This is a genomic window from Flavobacterium lacustre (assembly GCF_027474525.2).
In the GTDB taxonomy this organism is placed as follows: Bacteria; Bacteroidota; Bacteroidia; order Flavobacteriales; family Flavobacteriaceae; genus Flavobacterium; species Flavobacterium lacustre.
Genome location: NZ_CP114882.2, coordinates 1,016,232 through 1,035,607, shown reverse-complemented (window position 1 = coordinate 1,035,607; position 19,376 = coordinate 1,016,232). Strand labels below are relative to the sequence as shown.

Annotated in this window: 16 protein-coding genes and 1 tRNA gene; 12 read left to right on the top strand and 5 right to left on the bottom strand. The window is 32.5% G+C overall.

Translation table 11 applies throughout. From position 1 onward, the window contains the following. Nucleotides 1-99 precede the first annotated feature (99 nt). Both O6P34_RS04605 and folB read right to left on the bottom strand, forming a co-directional pair. A tRNA-Cys gene (locus tag O6P34_RS04605) sits at nt 100-170 on the bottom strand. A gap of 126 nt (nt 171-296) precedes the next feature. Beyond that, the gene (folB, locus tag O6P34_RS04600; RefSeq protein ID WP_269686154.1) at nt 297-656 is read right to left on the bottom strand and encodes a dihydroneopterin aldolase; all 360 of its coding nucleotides are present in this window, start codon (nt 654-656) and stop codon (nt 297-299) included. Between the two features lie 149 nt (nt 657-805). Between folB and O6P34_RS04595 the strand changes: the two genes are divergently transcribed. From O6P34_RS04595 to O6P34_RS04580, 4 genes are all read left to right on the top strand, one after another. After that, on the top strand, nt 806-2,902 hold the full coding sequence (locus O6P34_RS04595) for a glutamine--tRNA ligase/YqeY domain fusion protein (RefSeq protein ID WP_269686153.1): 2,097 nt from the start codon (nt 806-808) through the stop codon (nt 2,900-2,902). Between the two features lie 312 nt (nt 2,903-3,214). After that, on the top strand, nt 3,215-3,547 hold the full coding sequence (locus tag O6P34_RS04590; RefSeq protein WP_269686152.1) for a YtxH domain-containing protein: 333 nt from the start codon (nt 3,215-3,217) through the stop codon (nt 3,545-3,547). A gap of 37 nt (nt 3,548-3,584) precedes the next feature. Continuing rightward, nucleotides 3,585-3,935 (top strand): competence protein, encoded by a 351-nt coding sequence (locus tag O6P34_RS04585; RefSeq protein ID WP_269686151.1) that lies wholly within the window; start codon nt 3,585-3,587, stop codon nt 3,933-3,935. 2 nt (nt 3,936-3,937) lie between these two features. Further along, nucleotides 3,938-4,192: a DUF6327 family protein gene (locus tag O6P34_RS04580; RefSeq protein WP_269686150.1), complete on the top strand. Its 255-nt coding sequence runs from the start codon at nt 3,938-3,940 to the stop codon at nt 4,190-4,192. A gap of 28 nt (nt 4,193-4,220) precedes the next feature. On the opposite strand, the gene O6P34_RS04575 is transcribed toward O6P34_RS04580, so the two are convergent. Then, on the bottom strand, nt 4,221-5,207 hold the full coding sequence (locus O6P34_RS04575; RefSeq protein WP_269686149.1) for an SPFH domain-containing protein: 987 nt from the start codon (nt 5,205-5,207) through the stop codon (nt 4,221-4,223). A gap of 80 nt (nt 5,208-5,287) precedes the next feature. Between O6P34_RS04575 and O6P34_RS04570 the strand changes: the two genes are divergently transcribed. Further along, a complete protein-coding gene (locus tag O6P34_RS04570; RefSeq protein ID WP_269686148.1) occupies nt 5,288-5,929 on the top strand; it encodes an outer membrane beta-barrel protein in 642 nt (213 codons plus the stop codon). An 87-nt stretch (nt 5,930-6,016) separates the two neighbouring features. On the opposite strand, the gene gltX is transcribed toward O6P34_RS04570, so the two are convergent. After that, nucleotides 6,017-7,528 (bottom strand): glutamate--tRNA ligase, encoded by a 1,512-nt coding sequence (gene gltX, locus O6P34_RS04565; protein ID WP_269686147.1) that lies wholly within the window; start codon nt 7,526-7,528, stop codon nt 6,017-6,019. Nucleotides 7,529-7,719: 191 nt separating this feature from the next. Here gltX and O6P34_RS04560 point away from each other — a divergent pair, with 191 nt between their 5' ends. From O6P34_RS04560 to O6P34_RS04530, 7 genes are all read left to right on the top strand, one after another. Then, nucleotides 7,720-10,989: a hypothetical protein gene (locus O6P34_RS04560; protein WP_269686726.1), complete on the top strand. Its 3,270-nt coding sequence runs from the start codon at nt 7,720-7,722 to the stop codon at nt 10,987-10,989. Next, nucleotides 10,986-11,405, top strand: coding sequence for an rRNA maturation RNase YbeY (gene ybeY, locus O6P34_RS04555; protein ID WP_269686146.1), 420 nt, complete (start codon nt 10,986-10,988; stop codon nt 11,403-11,405). The genes O6P34_RS04560 and ybeY overlap by 4 nt, the downstream gene beginning before the upstream one ends. 137 nt (nt 11,406-11,542) lie before the next feature. Further along, nucleotides 11,543-13,414 (top strand): tRNA uridine-5-carboxymethylaminomethyl(34) synthesis enzyme MnmG, encoded by a 1,872-nt coding sequence (mnmG, locus tag O6P34_RS04550; RefSeq protein WP_269686145.1) that lies wholly within the window; start codon nt 11,543-11,545, stop codon nt 13,412-13,414. 97 nt (nt 13,415-13,511) lie between these two features. Then, complete coding sequence (locus tag O6P34_RS04545) at nt 13,512-14,360, top strand: class I SAM-dependent methyltransferase (protein WP_269686144.1); 849 nt, start codon at nt 13,512-13,514, stop codon at nt 14,358-14,360. A gap of 245 nt (nt 14,361-14,605) precedes the next feature. Next, complete coding sequence (locus O6P34_RS04540; RefSeq protein ID WP_269686143.1) at nt 14,606-15,169, top strand: OmpH/Skp family outer membrane protein; 564 nt, start codon at nt 14,606-14,608, stop codon at nt 15,167-15,169. 87 nt (nt 15,170-15,256) lie between these two features. Continuing rightward, entirely contained in the window at nt 15,257-16,012 is a 756-nt protein-coding gene (locus tag O6P34_RS04535) for a COG4705 family protein (protein WP_269686142.1), read from the top strand. Nucleotides 16,013-16,060: 48 nt separating this feature from the next. Further along, the gene (locus O6P34_RS04530; protein ID WP_269686141.1) at nt 16,061-18,328 is read left to right on the top strand and encodes a helix-turn-helix domain-containing protein; all 2,268 of its coding nucleotides are present in this window, start codon (nt 16,061-16,063) and stop codon (nt 18,326-18,328) included. 63 nt (nt 18,329-18,391) lie between these two features. Here O6P34_RS04530 and O6P34_RS04525 read toward each other — a convergent pair whose 3' ends face one another. After that, nucleotides 18,392-19,330, bottom strand: coding sequence for an HU domain-containing protein (locus O6P34_RS04525; RefSeq protein WP_269686140.1), 939 nt, complete (start codon nt 19,328-19,330; stop codon nt 18,392-18,394). Nucleotides 19,331-19,376 lie beyond the last annotated feature (46 nt).

The window sequence follows — 19,376 nt, the reverse complement described above, 5'->3', positions numbered from 1 at the left end:
ATTTTTATGATTTATCGTCTGGATTCGAACCTAGACTTTATTTAATTTTTCTTAAAAATTAGTCATAAAAAAACCTCCAAGTTTCCTTGAAGGTTTTAGAGGCATCGTCCGGATTCGAACCGGAGTAGGAGCTTTTGCAGAGCCCAGCCTAGCCGCTCGGCCACGACGCCATGATTAAACGGATGGCAAAAGTAACTAAAAAGTTTAAAGTTTAAAAGTTTAAAGTTCAAAATCTTTAAAAAAGATAGAATTTATACTTTTAAAATGTTCTGCTTTAAGGTAGTACCATCTTTTTTTTAATTTCGATATTCTTCCATTTCTATGGTAACTGCTTCTACATCACCGCCAATTGGAGGATTTAATTTAGAAACTGCCACAATAATTCTGGAAATAGCTGCTACTTCAGCAAAAATACGAACTATAATTCTATGAGCCACATGTTCTAATAATTGTGCTCTTATGTCCATTTCTTCTACTACAATTTTATTTAAAAGCACATAATCTACCGTATCTTCGAGATTATCTGAGACTGATGATTTTCGTAAATCAGTTTTTACTTCTAAATCTACACTGTAATCCGAGCCAATTTTCCCTTCTTCGATTAAACAACCGTGATAAGAGAAAGTGCGTATATTTTTTAGTTTTATAATTCCCATGATTATCTTTATTCAATGATTTATCAAAAATTCTATGGGTTAAAAGTACGAATTATTTCGTTTTTAATTTTTTAAAACTAAAGAAACAACTTAGGGAATAATTGATTAAACCATCAATTTTGGTAACTTTGCCTTTCAAAATTAAAAAAATGGCAACAGAAGATAAATCACTTCATTTTATAGAACAAATCATAGAAGACAGTTTAACGAATGGTTTTCCTCAGGAAAAGTTACGTTTTCGTTTTCCACCGGAACCTAATGGGTATTTACACATTGGTCACGCCAAATCTATTTGTTTAAATTTTGGATTAGGATTAAAATACAATGCACCTGTAAATCTTCGTTTTGACGATACAAATCCTGCCAAAGAAGAACAGGAATATGTAGATGCCATCAAAGAAGACTTGAAATGGCTGGGTTTTAATTGGACAGAAGAATTGTATTCTTCGGATTATTTCCAGCAATTATATGACTGGGCGGTTCAAATGATTAAAAACGGCAAAGCGTATGTTGATAGTCAATCTTCAGAAGATATGGCGCAACAAAAAGGAACTCCTACACAACCAGGTGTTGATGGTCCCTATAGAAATCGTTCTGTTGAAGAAAATTTGACCTTATTTGAAGGAATGAAAAACGGTGATTTTCCTGAAGGAAGTCATGTTTTACGTGCCAAAATTGATATGGCTTCTACTAATATGTTGATGCGTGATCCGTTGATGTATCGTATTTTACACCGTCATCATCATAGAACGGGATATGATTGGAACATTTATCCAATGTACGATTATGCACATGGAGAAAGTGATTATATCGAGCAAATTTCGCATTCAATTTGTACCTTAGAGTTTGTGATGCATAGAGAATTGTATGATTGGTTTTTAGACCAAATTTACGATGAAACTAAAGTGAGACCGCATCAATATGAATTTGCCCGTTTGAATCTGAATTATACTGTAATGAGCAAGCGAAAACTCTTGCAATTGGTTCAGGAAAATATTGTAAATGGTTGGGATGATCCAAGAATGCCAACGATTTCCGGATTGAGAAGAAGAGGATATACCGCTGCATCGATTCGTAAATTTTGTGATATTATTGGAGTTGCTAAACGCGAGAATGTAATTGATGTATCGCTTTTGGATTTTTGTTTGCGTGAAGATTTAAATAAAAAAGCACCAAGAGTAATGGCAGTTTTAGATCCTGTAAAACTGGTTATTACAAATTATCCGGAAGGAAAAGAAGAATGGCTTGAAGCCGAAAATAATCAGGAAGATGAAACTGCAGGTTTTAGAAAAGTTCCTTTTTCACGTGAATTATACATAGAAAGAGAAGATTTTATGGAAGTAGCTCCAGCTAAATTTTTCCGTTTGAGTATTGGTAATGAAGTACGTCTAAAAAATGGATATATCATTAAAGGAGAAAGTGTTACCAAAGATGGTCAAGGAAATATTACAGAAATTCAAGTAACATATGATGAAGATTCCCGAAGCGGAAGCGGAAGTGAAGCCAGTCAACGAAAAGTAGCGGGAACCTTGCATTGGGTTGCTGTTTCTCATGCTGTTGAAGCCGAAGTTCGTTTATACGACAGACTATTTATTGATGAAGCTCCGGACAGTCATAAAGAGAAAAATTTCTTAGAATTTATGAATACTAATTCTTTAGAAATTGTAAAAGGATTTGTTGAGCCAAGCCTTTCTAGTGCTGCAATTGGAGATAATTTTCAGTTTCAACGTCTGGGTTATTTTAATGTGGATAAAGATGCTAAAGAAGGAAAATTAGTTTTTAATAAAACAGTTGGACTTAAAGATGCCTGGGAAGAAAAAGGCAAAAAAGAACAAAATTTATTGATGAATACCCAAAAAGAAATCAATAAATATGTAAAAGAAAAAGAGGAAACAGCTGCTGATTTGATTCTTGAATCTATTATTGAAAACATAAAAAGTATTGATAATTTCAGTTTGATTAATCAGACGATTGTCAAAAATATCAAAAACGACAATAATTCTTTATTGTTTGCTAATTTGATATTGGAACATTCGGATAAAGTTAAAGCTTCAGATATAGAATTAGAATCTTTGACTAAGTTATATACCATGTCTTTAAAAAGTCAATTGGCAAAAGTTAGAATTTCAGCCATTCAAAATTTAAAACATGATACTTTAAATTTTGATGATTTTAAGGACCAACTTTTTGATTTGAAAAATAGCGAAAAAAACGAAAAAGTTTTTGAGTTGTTAAACGATTTGTAATTTAACTTTCTATTTTAAAAGTATAGATTTTATAAATGAAAAGCCCGTAATATTACGGGCTTTTATTATTATTGAATTTTTCTATTATTTTCTATTTTTCTATTATTTTTTACAATCAAAAACGGCTTCCATAAGTTAAATTTGAAACACTTTTTTGCTTTTTATGACACAATACCCGTTTTTATAAAAAGCGTTAATCAGCGCGCTTTTATTTGTGTTTTGTCTTATATAATTACACTTTAACGAGTTGTTAACGAGTACTTGTTAATAAAGTTGTATCTTTATAAGACAAACTATTAAAATATAAAGATCATGTCAAATAATACAGGAAATACATTGTTGGCACTTTTGACTGGTGCGGCAATTGGTGCCGGAATTGGAATTTTGTTTGCTCCGGATAAAGGTTCAAATACCCGAGGAAAAATTAAAGATGGTTTTGATGAAGCTAAAGATGAACTGAAACATAAACTGGACGATGTGTCATCACAGTTGAAAAATAAGTTTAACAATACGAAATACAATTTAGAAGATTCTTATGAAGATTTGGTTTCGAATATGAGTTATAAAACCGAAGATGTAATTTCTTTTCTGGAAACTAAATTAGCAGATTTGAAAACTCAAAATGCTAAACTTCAAAAAAAATAGGGGAGTTGTATTACCATTGAAAACTAAAAACTAAACCATGGCTTTTGAAGAATTAAAAGAACAAACCGAAAACATTCAAGAACAGGCGCAAAAGTATATCGAAAGTAATTTAGCGTACTATAAATTGCGGAGTTTTAAATTGGCAATGAAATCAACCACAATGATTTTAAAGTTTACTTTGATTTTGTTGTGTTGCAGTATGGTTTTATTGTTTTGTTCAATAGCTGGTGCTTTTGCCATAGGAAGTTATTTGGAGAATAACGCTTTAGGTTTTCTTATTGTTGGCGGAATTTATGTAGTAGCAACGGGTTTTCTATTTTTGGTTAAGGATAAAATAATAGAAGGTCCTATTTTAGAGAAATTTTCTGAAATCTTTTTTAACGACTAATTATGGGAAGCAAGAAATACTCATCCTACGCTGAAATCGAAAGGGAATTAGAGATTTTGAAACTCGAAAAAGAAATTCATTTGCAAAAATTGATTTTGAGTTACGAAAGAACTAAGGATGCCCTGAGTCCTGAAAACATGATAAACGATTTGTTTGGTTATTGTAAAACAATGGTTACGAGTTCGTATGTAAAAATTCTACAAGCTGTAATTCCTTATATTATCGGTTGGTTATCCAATAGAAAAAGAGGCCGTTGAGCCTCTTTTTTTATGCAATATTGTTTTTTTATACTTCTTCCTCCGGGTTAATTTCTGGTTTTGGAGTAGGAGTGGTTGTTTGATGTTCATCAGTTTTTGGTTTCACCCTTTTTGTTTTTTTCATCATTTCACCTACTTGGTTTGAAGCGGAGAATGAAGCCACCATATTATTCAACATATCACTTCCGGCTTGTGGAGAATTGGGCAACAAAATTAAATTCGAATTAGAGTCGGCTCCAATGGCTTGCAAGGTATCATAATGTTGCGTTACCACAATAAGCGCAGAGGCTTCCTGAGAGTTTATACCCACTTTGTTCAACACATCAACACTTTCTACCAATCCTCTTGCAATCTCACGTCTTTGATCTGCAATACCTTGTCCTTGTAAACGTTTACTTTCTGCTTCTGCTTTGGCTTTAGCCACAATTCTAATTCTGGATGCTTCTGCTTCAAATTCGGCTACAGTTTTTTCTCTGTCGGCAGCATTAATTCTGTTCATCGCATTTTTTACTTGAATATCCGGATCAATATCAGTAACCAAAGTATTGATAATCGTATAACCATAAGTTGTCATTGCTTCATTCAATTCTCGTTTTACTGCAATAGCAATATCATCTTTTCTTTCAAAAACATCATCTAATTTTAATTTTGGAACTTCAGCTCGAACCACATCAAAAACATAAGAAGTAATTTGATCGTGTGGATATTCTAATTTATAAAAAGCATCATAAACGGTTTCTTTAATAACCATAAATTGAACAGATACTTTTAGTTTCACAAAAACATTGTCTTTGGTTTTCGTTTCGATAATAACATCAAGTTGTTGAATTTTTAAATTTACACGACCTGCAATTCTGTCAATCAACGGAATTTTGAGTTGGAGCCCAGAATTTCTAACGCTTAAAAATTTACCGAAACGTTCAATAATGACTGATGATTGTTGTTTGACAGTAAAGAAGGAGGATAGAAAAATAAATAATCCAAATACAAGAAAAATAATTAATGGAATGTCCATAGTGAAGTATAATTTAGTTAAAAAAATTACTGTTAAATTACAAAAAAACTTTAGGTTTGTCATTCGTTTAGTTTTTAATTATGAAAAAATTACCTTTTACTTGCTTTTTTCTTTTGATTTCCCTATTGGGTTTTTCTCAATATGAATATCGGGATTCGAATAGAATTGGAATCTTTTTTGGTGTAAACCAATATACTTTAGACACCAAAAATTTTGATGCAAAACCAGAATCTGGCTGGAATGCCGGACTTTCTATACGAGGAAATTTCTATAATAACTGGGATATGGTTTATGGCATTCAGTTCAGTGAAAATAATTTTACTGTTGCTACAAAAAATGGAGTGTTACTGAGTGAAGATGTAAATTATGCCTTACCATCTGCTCAAATCGCATTGCAATTGAGTTATAAAATTGTTCCAAATCATTTGAGTGTAGAGTTTGGTCCTTTAATTCAATTGAATGGAAAATTAAAATTAGACACTGAAAATGAAAATAATATCATTTCCGGAACGACTTTATTCGCAAAAGATATCCAAGATATTTCTAAATTTAATTTTTATCCAACAGCAGGAATTACTTTTGGTATCAAGCATCTTAGATTGAATGTTTCCTATCAATATGGTTTGTTGAACACATTGGGGAATTTAAACAGCAAAAATATAGGTACTAATTTCAAAGTGAATTCGAGTATGTTAAATGGGAATGTGATTCTTTATTTATAGTAATTTCTAATACAAAAAAAGGCACAAAACTCACAATTAATTGTTGTGATCTTTGTGCCTTTTATATGAACTTTGATTTAAAAAATTTTATAAAAGCGTTATTGCTTTTTGAATTCTTCTAATGGTTTCATCCTTTCCAATTACTTCAACAATATCAAATAGGTGAGGCCCTTTGAGCGCTCCTACTAAACTCAAACGAAACGGTTGCATAACTTTCCCCATTCCAATCTCGTTTTTTGTCATCCAATCTTTAACGATGGTTTCGATATTTACCGAAGTAAAATCGCTTATTTCTTCAAGAACCGAAATCAATTCTTCCATTAATGCAGGTGTCTCTTCTTTCCAGTTTTTGCTTGCTTTTTCATCATATGAAGTTGGAGCCACAAAAAAGAAATCACTTAATTCCCAAAATTCGGATACAAAATGCGCTCTGTCTTTTATCAAAGCAACTATTTTTGTCATTTCGCTAAAGGTAAAATCTCTGGAAACATTTTTAGATTCAATAATAGGAGCAAAGGCTTTCGCTAAAGTTTTGTTTTTTTGTTTTACTAAATATTGATGGTTGAACCATTTGTTTTTTTCAGGATCAAATTTAGCTCCTGATTTATGAACTCTGGTCAAATCAAATGCTTCGATTAATTCTTCAAGCGAAAATAATTCTTTTTCGGTTCCGTCGTTCCAACCTAGTAATGCCAGAAAGTTGATAACCGTTTCCGGAAAAAATCCTTTTTCTCTGTAACCTGATGAAACGCCTTCTGCTGTTTTCCATTCTAAAGGAAATACAGGAAATCCCATTTTATCACCGTCACGTTTGGATAGTTTTCCGTTTCCAACAGGTTTTAAAATCAAAGGTAAATGTGCAAATTCTGGTGCTTCCCATCCAAAAGCGCGATACAATAAAACGTGTAACGGCATAGATGGCAACCATTCTTCTCCACGAATAACGTGTGAAGTTTCCATTAAATGGTCATCAACAATATTCGCCAAATGATAGGTTGGCATTCCGTCACTTTTGAACAAAACTTTATCATCTAAAAGATTTGTTTCAAATTTTACTTCACCACGAATGATGTCTTGCAAATGCAATGTTTCATTTACCGGAGTTTTAAAACGGATTACGTAATCTTGTCCTGAAGCAATTCTATTCGCTGTTTCTTCCTCAGAAATAACTAAAGAAGTATCCAGTTTTTCTCTGTTGTGGTGATTATAGATAAAGGTTTTTCCTTGCTCTTCGTGTTGCTTTCTATGCGCATCTAAAGCTTCGGCTGTATCAAATGCATAATAAGCATTTCCGGAATCAATTAATAAATCAGCATATTGTTTGTACAAATGTTTTCTTTCGCTTTGACGGTACGGACCAAATTTTTCGTTTTTTCCAATGGTTTCATCCGGAGAAATTCCTAACCATTCTAAAGCTTCCATAATGTATTCTTCGGCACCGGGAACAAAACGGGTTTGGTCTGTGTCTTCAATTCTTAAATAAAAAGTACCACCGTTTTTCTTGGCAAACAAATAATTGAATAATGCGGTACGAACTCCGCCAATATGTAAAGGTCCTGTTGGACTTGGTGCAAAACGCACCCGAACTGGTATAGACATTATTTTGAAATTTTTGGCAAAGATACACTTTTCAATTAGCCTATCTTTTAATTCGATAACTAGAAATTAAGATAATTTGCGACTTTTATAGGCTAATTTTTTTAACATTTCTTTATTCATTTAAATTGTTACTTTTATTGGTTACAAAAAACAGCGAATTAATATTGGACACTTCCGGTTTTATTTATCAAATGTTAGAAGCTTTCATCAGAAAGTTTTATACCAATGAACTCCTCAAGGGAATTATTTTCTTTGTTGGGTTGGGTTTGTTGTATCTTCTTTTTACGCTTTTTGTTGAATATTTTCTTTGGCTTAAGCCAATGGGAAGAACGTTTTTATTTTGGATTTTTGTCGGAGTCGAACTTTTCTTGATGTCTCGATTTATTCTTTTTCCAATTTTTAAATTATTTAAACTTCAAAAAGGAATTAATTATAATGAAGCTTCGGCTATTATTGGAAATCATTTTACAGAAGTAAGTGATAAGTTGACCAATTTTTTGCAATTATCAGATTCAGAAAATCAAACTATAAAATCTGAATTGTTATTGGCTTCGATAGAACAAAAAGCAAATGCGTTGCAACCGATTCCTTTCACGAATGCAATTAATTTTAAGAAAAATCAAAAATATTTACCGTTGGCGATTGTTCCAATTTTATTTTTTGTTTTTTTCTATTTATCCGGAAATAGTAAAATAATTTCTCAAAGTTTGAATAGAGTAGTGCATTTTAATGCTGCTTTTTCTCCTCCGGCACCTTTTGAATTTGTGGTTTTAAATTCAAAACTTCAAACGGAACAAAATAAAGATTTCGTTCTGCGAATTAAATCCGAAGGTAAAATTGTTCCTGAGAATGTGATGATTTTTATTGATGACGAAAGTTATTTTATGGAATCTTCTAAAACCGGTGAATTTCAATTTAAGATTGTGAAACCATCAGAGAATGTTTCTTTTCATTTAGAAGCGAATGCTGTAATTTCATCTGATTTTGAATTGAAAGTGATTACGGTTCCTTCAATTTCTAACTTTGAAATGCAACTGAATTTCCCTTTTTATTTACATAAAAAACCAGAAACTATTAAAGGCACTGGTAACGCAATTATTCCAGAAGGAACTCGTGTTACTTGGAAAATGAATACTCAAGCGACGCAATATGTTGATTTTAAAACGGATGTTGCTGTTTCTCCGTTTTCTAAAGTAGAAAATGCTTTTGTTTTGACTAAAAATATCCTTCAAAATACAGATTATCAAATTCTTACATCAAATTCAAAAGTAAAAAACTATGAAAAGCTTAATTTTCAGTTGTCTGTAATCAAAGATCAGTTTCCTTCTATAAACGTTAATTACGTTCCTGATAGTTTAAAGGTTGAAAACAACTATATATTGGGTCAAATTTCGGATGATTACGGACTTTCAAAGCTACAAATTGTATATTACGAAAAAGGTAAGCCTAAAACTGCTAAACGTGGAACTATTGCTATAAAGGCTGCTGCTTTTGATCAGTTTGTTTTTGCATTTCCAAGTAATCTTCCAGTTCAGCAAGGCGTTTCGTATGATTATTATTTTGAGGTTTTTGATACTGATGCGTTACATCATTTCAAAAGTACAAAGTCGGCAGTTTTTTCAAATCGCGTTGAAACCATTGAAGAAAAAGAAGACCAACTTTTGCAACAGCAAAATGACAATATCAATAGTTTAGAAAAGTCACTTAAAAATCAAGATAAGCAATTTTCAGAAATCGATAAACTTCGAAAAACCGGAAAAGAGAAAGAAAATTTTGAATTCAAAGATCAACAGAAAGTCAACGATTTTATCAATCGTCAAAAACAACAAGATGATTTGATGAAAGAATTTGCGGATAAAATGAAGAATAATTTGGATAAAACCAAAACAGATAAAAAGGACGAAACGAAAGATTTATTAGAAAATCGACTTGACAAAGCAAAAAAAGATTTGGATAATAATCAAAAATTATTGGATGAATTAAAACAGTTGAACGATAAGATTAGTAATGAAGAGTTACAGGATAAATTAGAAAAATTTAAACAGAACAGTAAAAATCAAGTGAAGACATTAGAACAATTAGTGGAACTCACAAAGAAGTATTATGTTGAAAAGAAAGCTGCACAAATTGCAGATAAATTAGATAAGCTTTCGGAAAAACAAAATCAGTTATCTGATTCAGACAAGGAAAATAATTCTGAAAATCAAGAAGAAATTAATAAAGCTTTTGATAAGATTGAAGAAGAATTAAACGATTTAGACAAACAAAATAAAGAATTAAAATCACCTTTAGATATTTCAAAAGAGGCTGAAAAAGAAAAAAGTGTTGCTGATGATTTGAATAAAGCCAAAGAACAATTAGATAAAAGCCAGAAAGAAAAGGCTAAACCGAAACAAAAAAGTGCATCTAAGAAAATGAAAGAAATGTCCAAGAAAATGGAACAAAGTATGGAATCTTCGGAGATGGAACAATTGCAAGAAGATGTTGTTATGTTGCGTCAAATTTTAGATAATTTATTGGCTTTTTCTTTAGCACAAGAAGATGTTAGAGATCAATTTAAAAATTTGAAATCGGGTTCTCCGGCTTTCAATAAGAATATTAAAATTCAACAAAATCTAAAATTACAGTTCAAACATGTTGATGATAGTTTGTTTGCAATGTCTTTGCGTAACCCAAAAATTGCTGAAGATGTAACGAAAGATATTGGTAATGTTCAATACAATTTAGATAAATCTATCGAAACATTATCGAATGCTCAAATACCAAAAGGAATATCACATCAACAATATTCTGTTGCATCAGCGAATAAATTGGCCGACTTTTTGAGTGAATTATTGAACAACATGAAAACGGACCTTTCGAGTATGGGTGAAGGAAAACCAAAACCCGGAAAAGGACAGGGAATGCAACTTCCTGATATTATTAAGAAGCAAGAAGGGTTAGGAGAGAAGTTAAAAGAAGGCATTAAAAAAGGGGAACAACCAGGAGGAAAGAAGCCGGGACAACAAGGGAAAGAAGGTGAAAAAGGAAATTTTAATGGTGATGATGGAGAAGGTAACGCTAAAGAAATTATGGAAATTTATAAAGAGCAAAAGCAATTGCGTGAAGCTTTAGAAAATGAATTAACTAAGCAAGGTTTGAGTGGGAATGGTCAAAATGCTTTAGAACAAATGAAGCAGATAGAAAAACAATTGCTTAATAAAGGTTTTAAAAATGAAACTTTACAAAAAATTTTGAATGTTAATCAGGAATTATTAAAATTAAATACTGCTTTGCAAATGCAAGGAGAAGAAAATAAACGTCAATCTGAGACGAATATAAAACAGTTTAATAATCAATCTAATGCGTTGCCTGCGTCTTTATTAGATTATTTGAATAGCATTGAAATATTAAATAGACAATCCTTACCTTTGCGCTCCAATTTTGACCTAAAGGTTCAAGAATATTTTAATAAAAAATGATCAATTTTAATTACGAAACAGACTTTACTTTAGAAAACGAAGAAGCTATTGCCTCTTGGTTGTCAAATGTAATTGTGTCAGAAAACAAGAAAGAAGGGGAGATTAATTATATCTTTTGCGATGATGAGTATTTGCTTAAAATCAATATAGAGTATTTAAACCACGATACGCTAACGGATATTATCAGTTTTGATTATTCTATGGGGAATGAACTGAATGGCGATATATTTGTTTCTGTTGAAAGAGTCAAAGAAAACGCTGTTGATTTTAATGTTCCTTTTGATGAAGAATTAAAGCGCGTAATTGTACATGGTGTTCTGCATTATTCCGGTTATAAAGATAAATCTGAAGCTGACGAAAAATTAATGCGCTCTAAAGAAGATGAAAAATTAGCTATGTTTCACGTGAAACAATAATTATTTTTTTTACAAAAGTGTTTCACGTGGAACACTTAAATAATAATGTTTTAAATGTGTTTCACGTGGAACATAAAACAAATAAGATTTCAAAATTACAGCCTTGGGTTTCCGAAAGGTTAAATTAGTATAATAAAATGTTTCTAAACGAATATGATGTAATTGTTGTTGGGGCAGGTCACGCAGGTTCTGAAGCTGCCGCTGCTGCTGCAAATTTGGGTTCAAAAACCTTATTGGTTACGATGAGTTTGCAGAATATTGCGCAAATGTCTTGTAATCCTGCTATGGGAGGAATTGCAAAAGGACAGATTGTGCGTGAAATTGATGCGCTTGGTGGTTATTCCGGAATTGTTTCCGACAAAACGGCTATCCAGTTTAAGATGTTGAATAAATCAAAAGGACCTGCGATGTGGTCGCCTCGTGTTCAAAGTGACCGTATGCGTTTTGCTGAGGAATGGAGAATGATGTTGGAAGGAACTCCAAATCTTGATTTTTACCAAGAAATGGTAAGTGGATTGATCATTGAAAACGGAAAAATAAAAGGAATCCGAACTTCTCTTGGTGTTGAAATCCGATCTAAATCTGTTGTGTTGACTAATGGAACTTTCCTAAATGGTTTGATTCATATTGGAGAAAAACAGTTTGGTGGAGGTAGAGCTGGAGAAAGTGCTGCTTACGGAATTACAGAAGATTTAGTGAATGCCGGTTTTCAAGCGGGAAGAATGAAAACAGGAACTCCGCCCAGAGTTGATGGCCGTTCATTGGATTATTCAAAAATGAACGAAGAAAAAGGAGATGCAAAGCCGGATAAGTTTTCTTATTCTGATGCTACTTCGCCGTTAGTTATTCAAAAATCATGTCACATGACATACACATCTCTTGATGTTCATGATATTTTGAGAGAAGGTTTCGATCGTTCCCCAATGTTTAACGGAAGAATAAAAAGTCTAGGACCAAGATATTGTCCTTCTATTGAAGATAAAATAAATCGTTTTGCTGATAAAGAAAGACATCAGTTATTTGTTGAGCCTGAAGGTTGGAATACTTGTGAAGTATACGTAAATGGTTTTTCTACTTCTTTACCCGAGGATATTCAATTTAAAGCATTGAGTTCTGTTGTAGGTTTTGAAAAAGTTAAGTTCTTCCGTCCGGGTTATGCAATTGAATATGATTATTTTCCACCGACACAATTGAAACATACTTTGGAAACTAAGCTTGTTGAAGGATTGTATTTCGCCGGACAAATTAACGGAACTACAGGATATGAAGAAGCTGCTTCTCAAGGACTGATGGCAGGAATAAATGCGCATTTAAAAGTGTATGAAAAAGCACCTTTGATTTTAAAAAGAGATGAAGCGTACATCGGAGTTTTGATTGATGATTTAATTACAAAAGGAACAGAAGAGCCTTATAGAATGTTTACTTCTCGTGCAGAATACAGAACTTTACTTCGTCAAGACAATGCTGATTTTAGATTAACTCCAATGTCTTATGAAATTGGTTTGGCTTCCGAAAAGCGTTTGCGCAGAATGGAACACAAATTAAATGAATCAGAAAAGATGGTCGCTTTTTTCAAAGAAACGAGTGTTTCTGTTGCTGAAGCAAATCCTATTTTAGAATCAAAAGATACTGCTTTGATTACTCAGGGGGATAAAATGTTTAAAGTGTTTTCTCGTCCGCAAATTGATTTAGAAGATATAATGAAATTTGAAAAAGTTGCGGCTTATGTTGCTGAAAACAATTTAGATCAGGAAATTTTAGAGCAAGCGGAAATCCAAGTGAAGTATTCGGGTTATATCGAAAAGGAAAGAAACAATGCGGATAAGCTTACTCGTCTAGAAGAAGTGAAAATCCCAGAGAATTTTGATTATAATAAAATCAAATCTATGTCGATTGAAGCGAAACAGAAATTAAGCAAAATTCGACCTGTTACTATTTCGCAAGCATCAAGAATCAGCGGAGTATCTCCAAGTGATGTTTCGGTGTTGTTGATTTATATGGGGCGTTAATATTGAATTTGCTATCAGAAATCAAATGTTCCACGTGAAACTACTTTGTGAAGCATTGGTATTGTTGAAAATTTTTAAAAAAGAATAAAATATATAAATGGATATTTCAAACAAAAAGCATTTTCTAACCGTAAAAGATTATTCTGTTTCTAAAGAGATTTTTGATTTGTATTACGATGAAAAGTTGGATATGTTAATTACGCATCCACAACCTAGTTTAGAGAATCTAGGGAAGTACTACGAAAGTGTTGATTATATTTCGCATACGGATTCTAAAAGATCTCTGTTTGAAAAAGCGTATCACTTTGTAAAAAACATTGCTTTAAAAAACAAACTCAATCTAATAAATGAATTGCAACCTGGTAAAGGAAGAATTTTAGATATTGGAGCGGGAACTGGAGATTTCTTATCAGTTGCCAAAGAAAACGGTTGGCAAACGATAGGAGTAGAGCCAAGTGAAAAAGCAAAAGGTATTGCAAAAAATAAAGGAGTTTCATTTGTAGAACAAACCAGTATATTAGAAAATCATTCTTTTGATGTTATTTCAATGTGGCATGTTTTAGAACATGTTCCTAATTTAGATAATCAAATCAAAGAATTAAAACGATTATTGAAACCTAATGGAACTTTAATTATTGCGGTTCCTAATTTCAAATCTTTTGATGCAAAACATTACGGTAAATTTTGGGCAGCTTATGATGTGCCAATTCATTTTTGGCATTTTTCTAAAAAAGCAATTCAGCAACTTTTTGGTAATGAAAATATGAAACTCGAAAAAGTGCTTCCCATGAAATTTGATTCTTTTTATGTGAGTTTACTTTCTGAAAAATACAAAACTGGAAATATGAATTTTGTAAAAGCTTTTTTCATCGGATTGCAATCAAATTGGAAAGCCAAACACGATTTTGAGTATTCTTCTCACATTTACATCCTAAAAAACAGTTAAATTTGATTTTAAGCGCATTTAAGCACGGTTTTTGAATAGTTTGAGCGATTGTATTCTCTGTTTTGAAAACTTGCTTTATGGGAAAGCTAATAAAGTCATTTTTAATAATTTTAGATTATACTGTTTTAAATTTTAATAATAAAAACTGATATCATAAAAATGTTGCATTTTTTAAACTTTATGTCAAAGCAACCTATTTTTTTATATTTTTGTCACCAATACTTAAAAACTAGAAATTTACCAAAATGAAAAACGCATTAGTAATTATCGCACTTTCAATTTCACTTATTGCTTGTAACAAAACTGCAGAAGTTAAAGAAGTAAAAACCGCTTATGTTGATACTTCTGAATTGATGAAAGAATATACAGAAGCAAAAGATCTTGAAGCTAAATATAAAGCACAAGCTGAAGAAAAAGGAAGACAATTAGAAGCGGAAATTTCTCGTTTCAAACAAGAAGCTGCCAGTTTTCAAACTCAAGCACAGGCAAACGGTCAAGCTTGGGCACAACAAAAAGGAGCTGAATTGCAAAAAAGAGAGCAACAATTGAGCTATGCACAACAAGCATTATCACAACAATTGCAACAAGAAAGCGGAAAAGAAATGGATTCTTTAGTAAGTGGTGTGAAAAAATTTATCAAAACTTACGGTAAAGAAAAAGGATATTCTTATATTTATGGAACAGGTGATGCTGCTTCAATTTTATATGCCGAAGATAAATTTGATATTACAAAAGAGGTTATCAAAGCATTGAACGACAAATATAAAGCAGCTGCTCCAAAAGAAGTAAAAGCAGCAGCGAAAAAATAATTTTTCAATATTAATTCAAAAATTGCCTTCATCTATTGTAGATTGAAGGCTTTTTTTTTTGAATATTACGAGAATTTAAAAGTATAGATGATGAATAAATTAGCTCAAGTTACTATTGCATTTTGGATTATGAAAATTTGTGCGACTACTCTTGGTGAAACTGCCGGAGATTTGTTGTCAATGACATTTAAAGTGGGCTACGGGATGAGCTCTTTGATTCTAATCAGTTTATTTTTAGGCACGCTTATAATTCAACTTTTGTCTAAGGAATTTAGTCCAATAAAATATTGGGCTGTAATTTTGGCGACCAGTACGGCAGGAACTACCATGTCCGATTTTATGGATCGATCTTTAGGTCTCGGGTACGCAAAAGGCTCTTTGATTCTTGTTTTTTTATTGATTCTCACTTTGTTTATTTGGTACAAAAAAGAGAAATCCTTATCTGTTACCCAAATAAATTCATGTAACGGAGAGCTCTTTTATTGGACAGCTATTTTGTTTTCAAACACATTAGGAACGGCACTTGGAGATTTTCTTGCGGATGATTCCGGTTTGGGATTTTCGGGCGGCGCAATCCTAATCGGTAGTCTTTTGATTTTAATTGTTTTAGCATATTTTTTTACTGCTGTCTCCAGAATATTCTTGTTTTGGACAGCATTTATTTTGACAAGACCATTTGGAGCAACTTTCGGAGATTTATTGATGAAACCATATGAAAAAGGAGGCTTTAATTTTGGCACGATTGGTTCCTCTGTCTTTCTTTTTACAATCCTTTTGGTTCTGGTAATAATTGCTACGATTAGAAATAAAGCTTTAAAAAAAGTAATGATAAAAACAGTTTGACCTGATATAAATTTTCGATATTTTAGCTATCTCTATATTATAAGCCAAATGCAAACCATCTCTGAAGCCGCTGCCTACACTTTACGATTCATCAATCAAACCCACCGATCCGTTTTTTTGACCGGTAAAGCCGGAACTGGGAAAACCACGCTTTTGCGTGAAATCATACAAACCACACATAAAAATACTGTAGTTGTCGCGCCTACCGGAATTGCTGCATTAAACGCTGGCGGTGTTACCATTCACTCGATGTTTCAGTTGCCTTTTGGCGGATTTATTCCTGATAATTCTTCGCCACAATTTTCCCAAAATACCAAATTTGAAACGAAAGCTACTTTGCGCAGGCACTTCAAAATGAGTGGTTTGAAGAAATCTGTAATCAAAAATATGGAGTTGTTAATCATTGATGAAGTAAGTATGCTTCGTGCTGATTTACTTGATGCGATGGATTTTATGATGCAGACAGTTCGTAAAAAAAACACTCCTTTTGGAGGAATTCAAGTGTTATATATTGGTGATTTACTCCAATTACCGCCTGTAATTCGGGATGAAGAATGGAAAACATTGCGAACGTATTACAAGGGAAAATTCTTTTTTCATTCGCATGTTGTGCAGCAAAATCCGCCATTGTATATAGAATTGTCTAAAATTTTTCGTCAAACGGACGATGCTTTTATTTCGGTTTTAAATAATTTACGGAACAATCAAATTACAGCCGAAGACATTCAGGCTTTAAATCAATATGTTAAGCCAGATTTTGATTTGAAAGCCAATAAAGGATACATTACTTTAACGACTCATAATGCCAAAGCAGATTCTATGAACGCTCAGGCTCTTGAAGATTTAGAAGGGAAATTAGTCAAATACAATCCTGAAATTACGGGCGATTTTCCGGATAAAATATTTCCTGTAGAGGAACAATTACAACTTAAAGTTGGCGCACAAATCATGTTTGTAAAAAACGATTTGTCGTTTGATAAAAAATTTTTCAACGGAAAAATGGGAATTGTCAAATCACTTTCGAGTCATGAAATTCTCGTTCATTTTCCGGATGAAAATAAAACTATTGAAGTCGAAAAGTATGAATGGCAAAACATTCGCTATAAAGTAGATGAAATGACCAAGGATATAGAAGAAGAAGTTTTAGGTACTTTTGTTCATTATCCTATAAAATTGGCTTGGGCAATAACCGTTCACAAGAGTCAAGGATTGACGTTTGACAAAGCTGCGCTTGATGTTTCGCAAGTTTTTCTTCCAGGACAGGCATACGTTGCATTGTCACGTTTGCGCTCTTTAGAAGGGCTTATTTTGCTTTCACCGCTACGAATGAATGGCATTTCAAATGATCAGGATGTGATGGATTATTCGTTGAATAAAGCTTCCGATTCTTTTTTAGAAAACGCCTTGCATTTTGAAACCAAGAATTTTATTCACAACTATCTCATTAACACTTTCGATTGGTATGATTTAGCTCAAGAATGGCGCAATCACAGATTTAGTTATTCTGAAAATTCAGAAAGTTCGGCCAAATCAAAACATGCCATTTGGGCAAAAAATCAGTCGGAATCTATTGAACAACTTTTGGAGCCATCCAAAAAATTTATTTTACAATTGAATAAACTTTTTGCTTCAGAAACTGTCGATTTAAATCATGTTTCAGAACGAATTGAAGCGGCTTTCAATTATTTTATGGCTCCGATGGATGCATTGGTTTACCAAATCCTTTGGAAGATAGAAGAAGTCAAACGCACCAAAAAGGCCAAAGCTTTTTATGATGAATTAATGGTACTGGAAGAGTTGCAAACTAATGCTGTTTTGCGTCTAATGAAAGCCAGATTGTTAATTGAAACGGTGGTTTCCGGTGCAACTATTTCAAAAGAGAAACTAACTTCCCCAGCAATAAAACAGTATAAGATTAATATGACCGAAGCCATTCTTGAAGAATTCAAAAAGGTAAATATCACCTTAATCGAGGACGAAAAAGACATAGAACGCTATACTGCCAAAAAAGCAAAAACCAAAGAGCCTAAAAAATCTACTGTTCAGGAAACGTATGAGTTATGGATTCAAAAAAATTCTATACAAGATATTGCCACCATAAGAGTGCTGACAAAACAAACTATTTATTCACATTTTGTAAAATTAATTCAGACCAAAGCGGTTTCTATTTCAGAGGTTTTGCCGGAAGATAAGATTCAAGAATTAGCGGATGCTTTTTTAGGATACAAAGAAGAATCCCTGAATGCTTTAATGGAAAAACACAGCGACAAATTTACTTGGGATGAAGCCAGAATGTATAAGGCAAGTTTAAATTAAAGGTAAATCAGTCGAATTGACCTTAAACAAAAAACCTATTCGGTTAAGAATAGGTTTCGTTTTTTATAGTGATTGAATCAAAATCCAAGCTTCAGGATTTAGTGTTTTCTGAATTTCATTTTTTACTTTTTCTGCTTCGGCAAATGTGGAAAAACTTCCGTAAAGTACCGGAAAAAGGCCGTTTTTATTTGGAGCAATACGTTTCGCTTTATAGCCTAAACGAGTTAAACGATCCAATTCATTTTCTGCATTTCTTTCATTTCTAAAAGCACCGGCCATAATATGATACGGTAATTTATTTTCTTTTACAGAAAGAGTTACAGCAGGTATTGGCGTTTCAATAAAAAAAGTAGCTTGTTGAATCTTGTTTTGTACTTGTTTTTGTACTGATGTTTCTACCAGAATAGTTTCGGTAGCGATTTGATTTTGGTAAATTGGGTAACCAATGCTTCCTGTTAATCCTAATCCCAGTACAAAAATTGCGGCGTATTTTAAATATGGATTTGTTGTTCTTGTTTCTGGAACGAAATCAATAACGTTATCTTGATTATCAATCGCTTCAAGTTCTTTTTCGAAAATTTCTCTTTTTACAAGCGGAGAAACAAAAGGACTTAAACCAAATGAATTCGTCAGATAATTGGTGTTATCGTAAGGTGTAAAAATCAAATTATTATCTCTATTCAAAGTAAGATCACCTACATTTTTGATTGAAAAAAGACCATTTTCCTGCAAGGCTTTTTTCCAAGTAAAAACTTCATATTGAATCGCACTTACGGCATATTCATATGATGTTTTTTCGGCTTGAGCAATATGATTGGCTAATAAACCATCATTATTTTTCAAATAAGCATTGAAAGAAATCATTTTTTTTGGAGGAGAAAATGAGTTGGTATTTTCATTTAATTGTGCCGATTGGATTTCGGTCAAAAAAGCTCCAAAACCCGGAACGGTTACACATTGATAACGGTATAAAAGCTGCGCGATGTAAAGTTCGATTTTCATAGTAACAAAGTTATACAACCAAAATACTTATCAAAATTTTATTCAC

Coding starts and splice junctions, on each gene's coding strand:
- folB (WP_269686154.1), bottom strand. CDS start 656: ATGGGAATTATAAAACTAAAAAATATACGCACTTTCTCTTATCACGGT.
- O6P34_RS04595 (WP_269686153.1), top strand. CDS start 806: ATGGCAACAGAAGATAAATCACTTCATTTTATAGAACAAATCATAGAA.
- O6P34_RS04590 (WP_269686152.1), top strand. CDS start 3,215: ATGTCAAATAATACAGGAAATACATTGTTGGCACTTTTGACTGGTGCG.
- O6P34_RS04585 (WP_269686151.1), top strand. CDS start 3,585: ATGGCTTTTGAAGAATTAAAAGAACAAACCGAAAACATTCAAGAACAG.
- O6P34_RS04580 (WP_269686150.1), top strand. CDS start 3,938: ATGGGAAGCAAGAAATACTCATCCTACGCTGAAATCGAAAGGGAATTA.
- O6P34_RS04575 (WP_269686149.1), bottom strand. CDS start 5,207: ATGGACATTCCATTAATTATTTTTCTTGTATTTGGATTATTTATTTTT.
- O6P34_RS04570 (WP_269686148.1), top strand. CDS start 5,288: ATGAAAAAATTACCTTTTACTTGCTTTTTTCTTTTGATTTCCCTATTG.
- gltX (WP_269686147.1), bottom strand. CDS start 7,528: ATGTCTATACCAGTTCGGGTGCGTTTTGCACCAAGTCCAACAGGACCT.
- O6P34_RS04560 (WP_269686726.1), top strand. CDS start 7,720: ATGTTAGAAGCTTTCATCAGAAAGTTTTATACCAATGAACTCCTCAAG.
- ybeY (WP_269686146.1), top strand. CDS start 10,986: ATGATCAATTTTAATTACGAAACAGACTTTACTTTAGAAAACGAAGAA.
- mnmG (WP_269686145.1), top strand. CDS start 11,543: ATGTTTCTAAACGAATATGATGTAATTGTTGTTGGGGCAGGTCACGCA.
- O6P34_RS04545 (WP_269686144.1), top strand. CDS start 13,512: ATGGATATTTCAAACAAAAAGCATTTTCTAACCGTAAAAGATTATTCT.
- O6P34_RS04540 (WP_269686143.1), top strand. CDS start 14,606: ATGAAAAACGCATTAGTAATTATCGCACTTTCAATTTCACTTATTGCT.
- O6P34_RS04535 (WP_269686142.1), top strand. CDS start 15,257: ATGATGAATAAATTAGCTCAAGTTACTATTGCATTTTGGATTATGAAA.
- O6P34_RS04530 (WP_269686141.1), top strand. CDS start 16,061: ATGCAAACCATCTCTGAAGCCGCTGCCTACACTTTACGATTCATCAAT.
- O6P34_RS04525 (WP_269686140.1), bottom strand. CDS start 19,330: ATGAAAATCGAACTTTACATCGCGCAGCTTTTATACCGTTATCAATGT.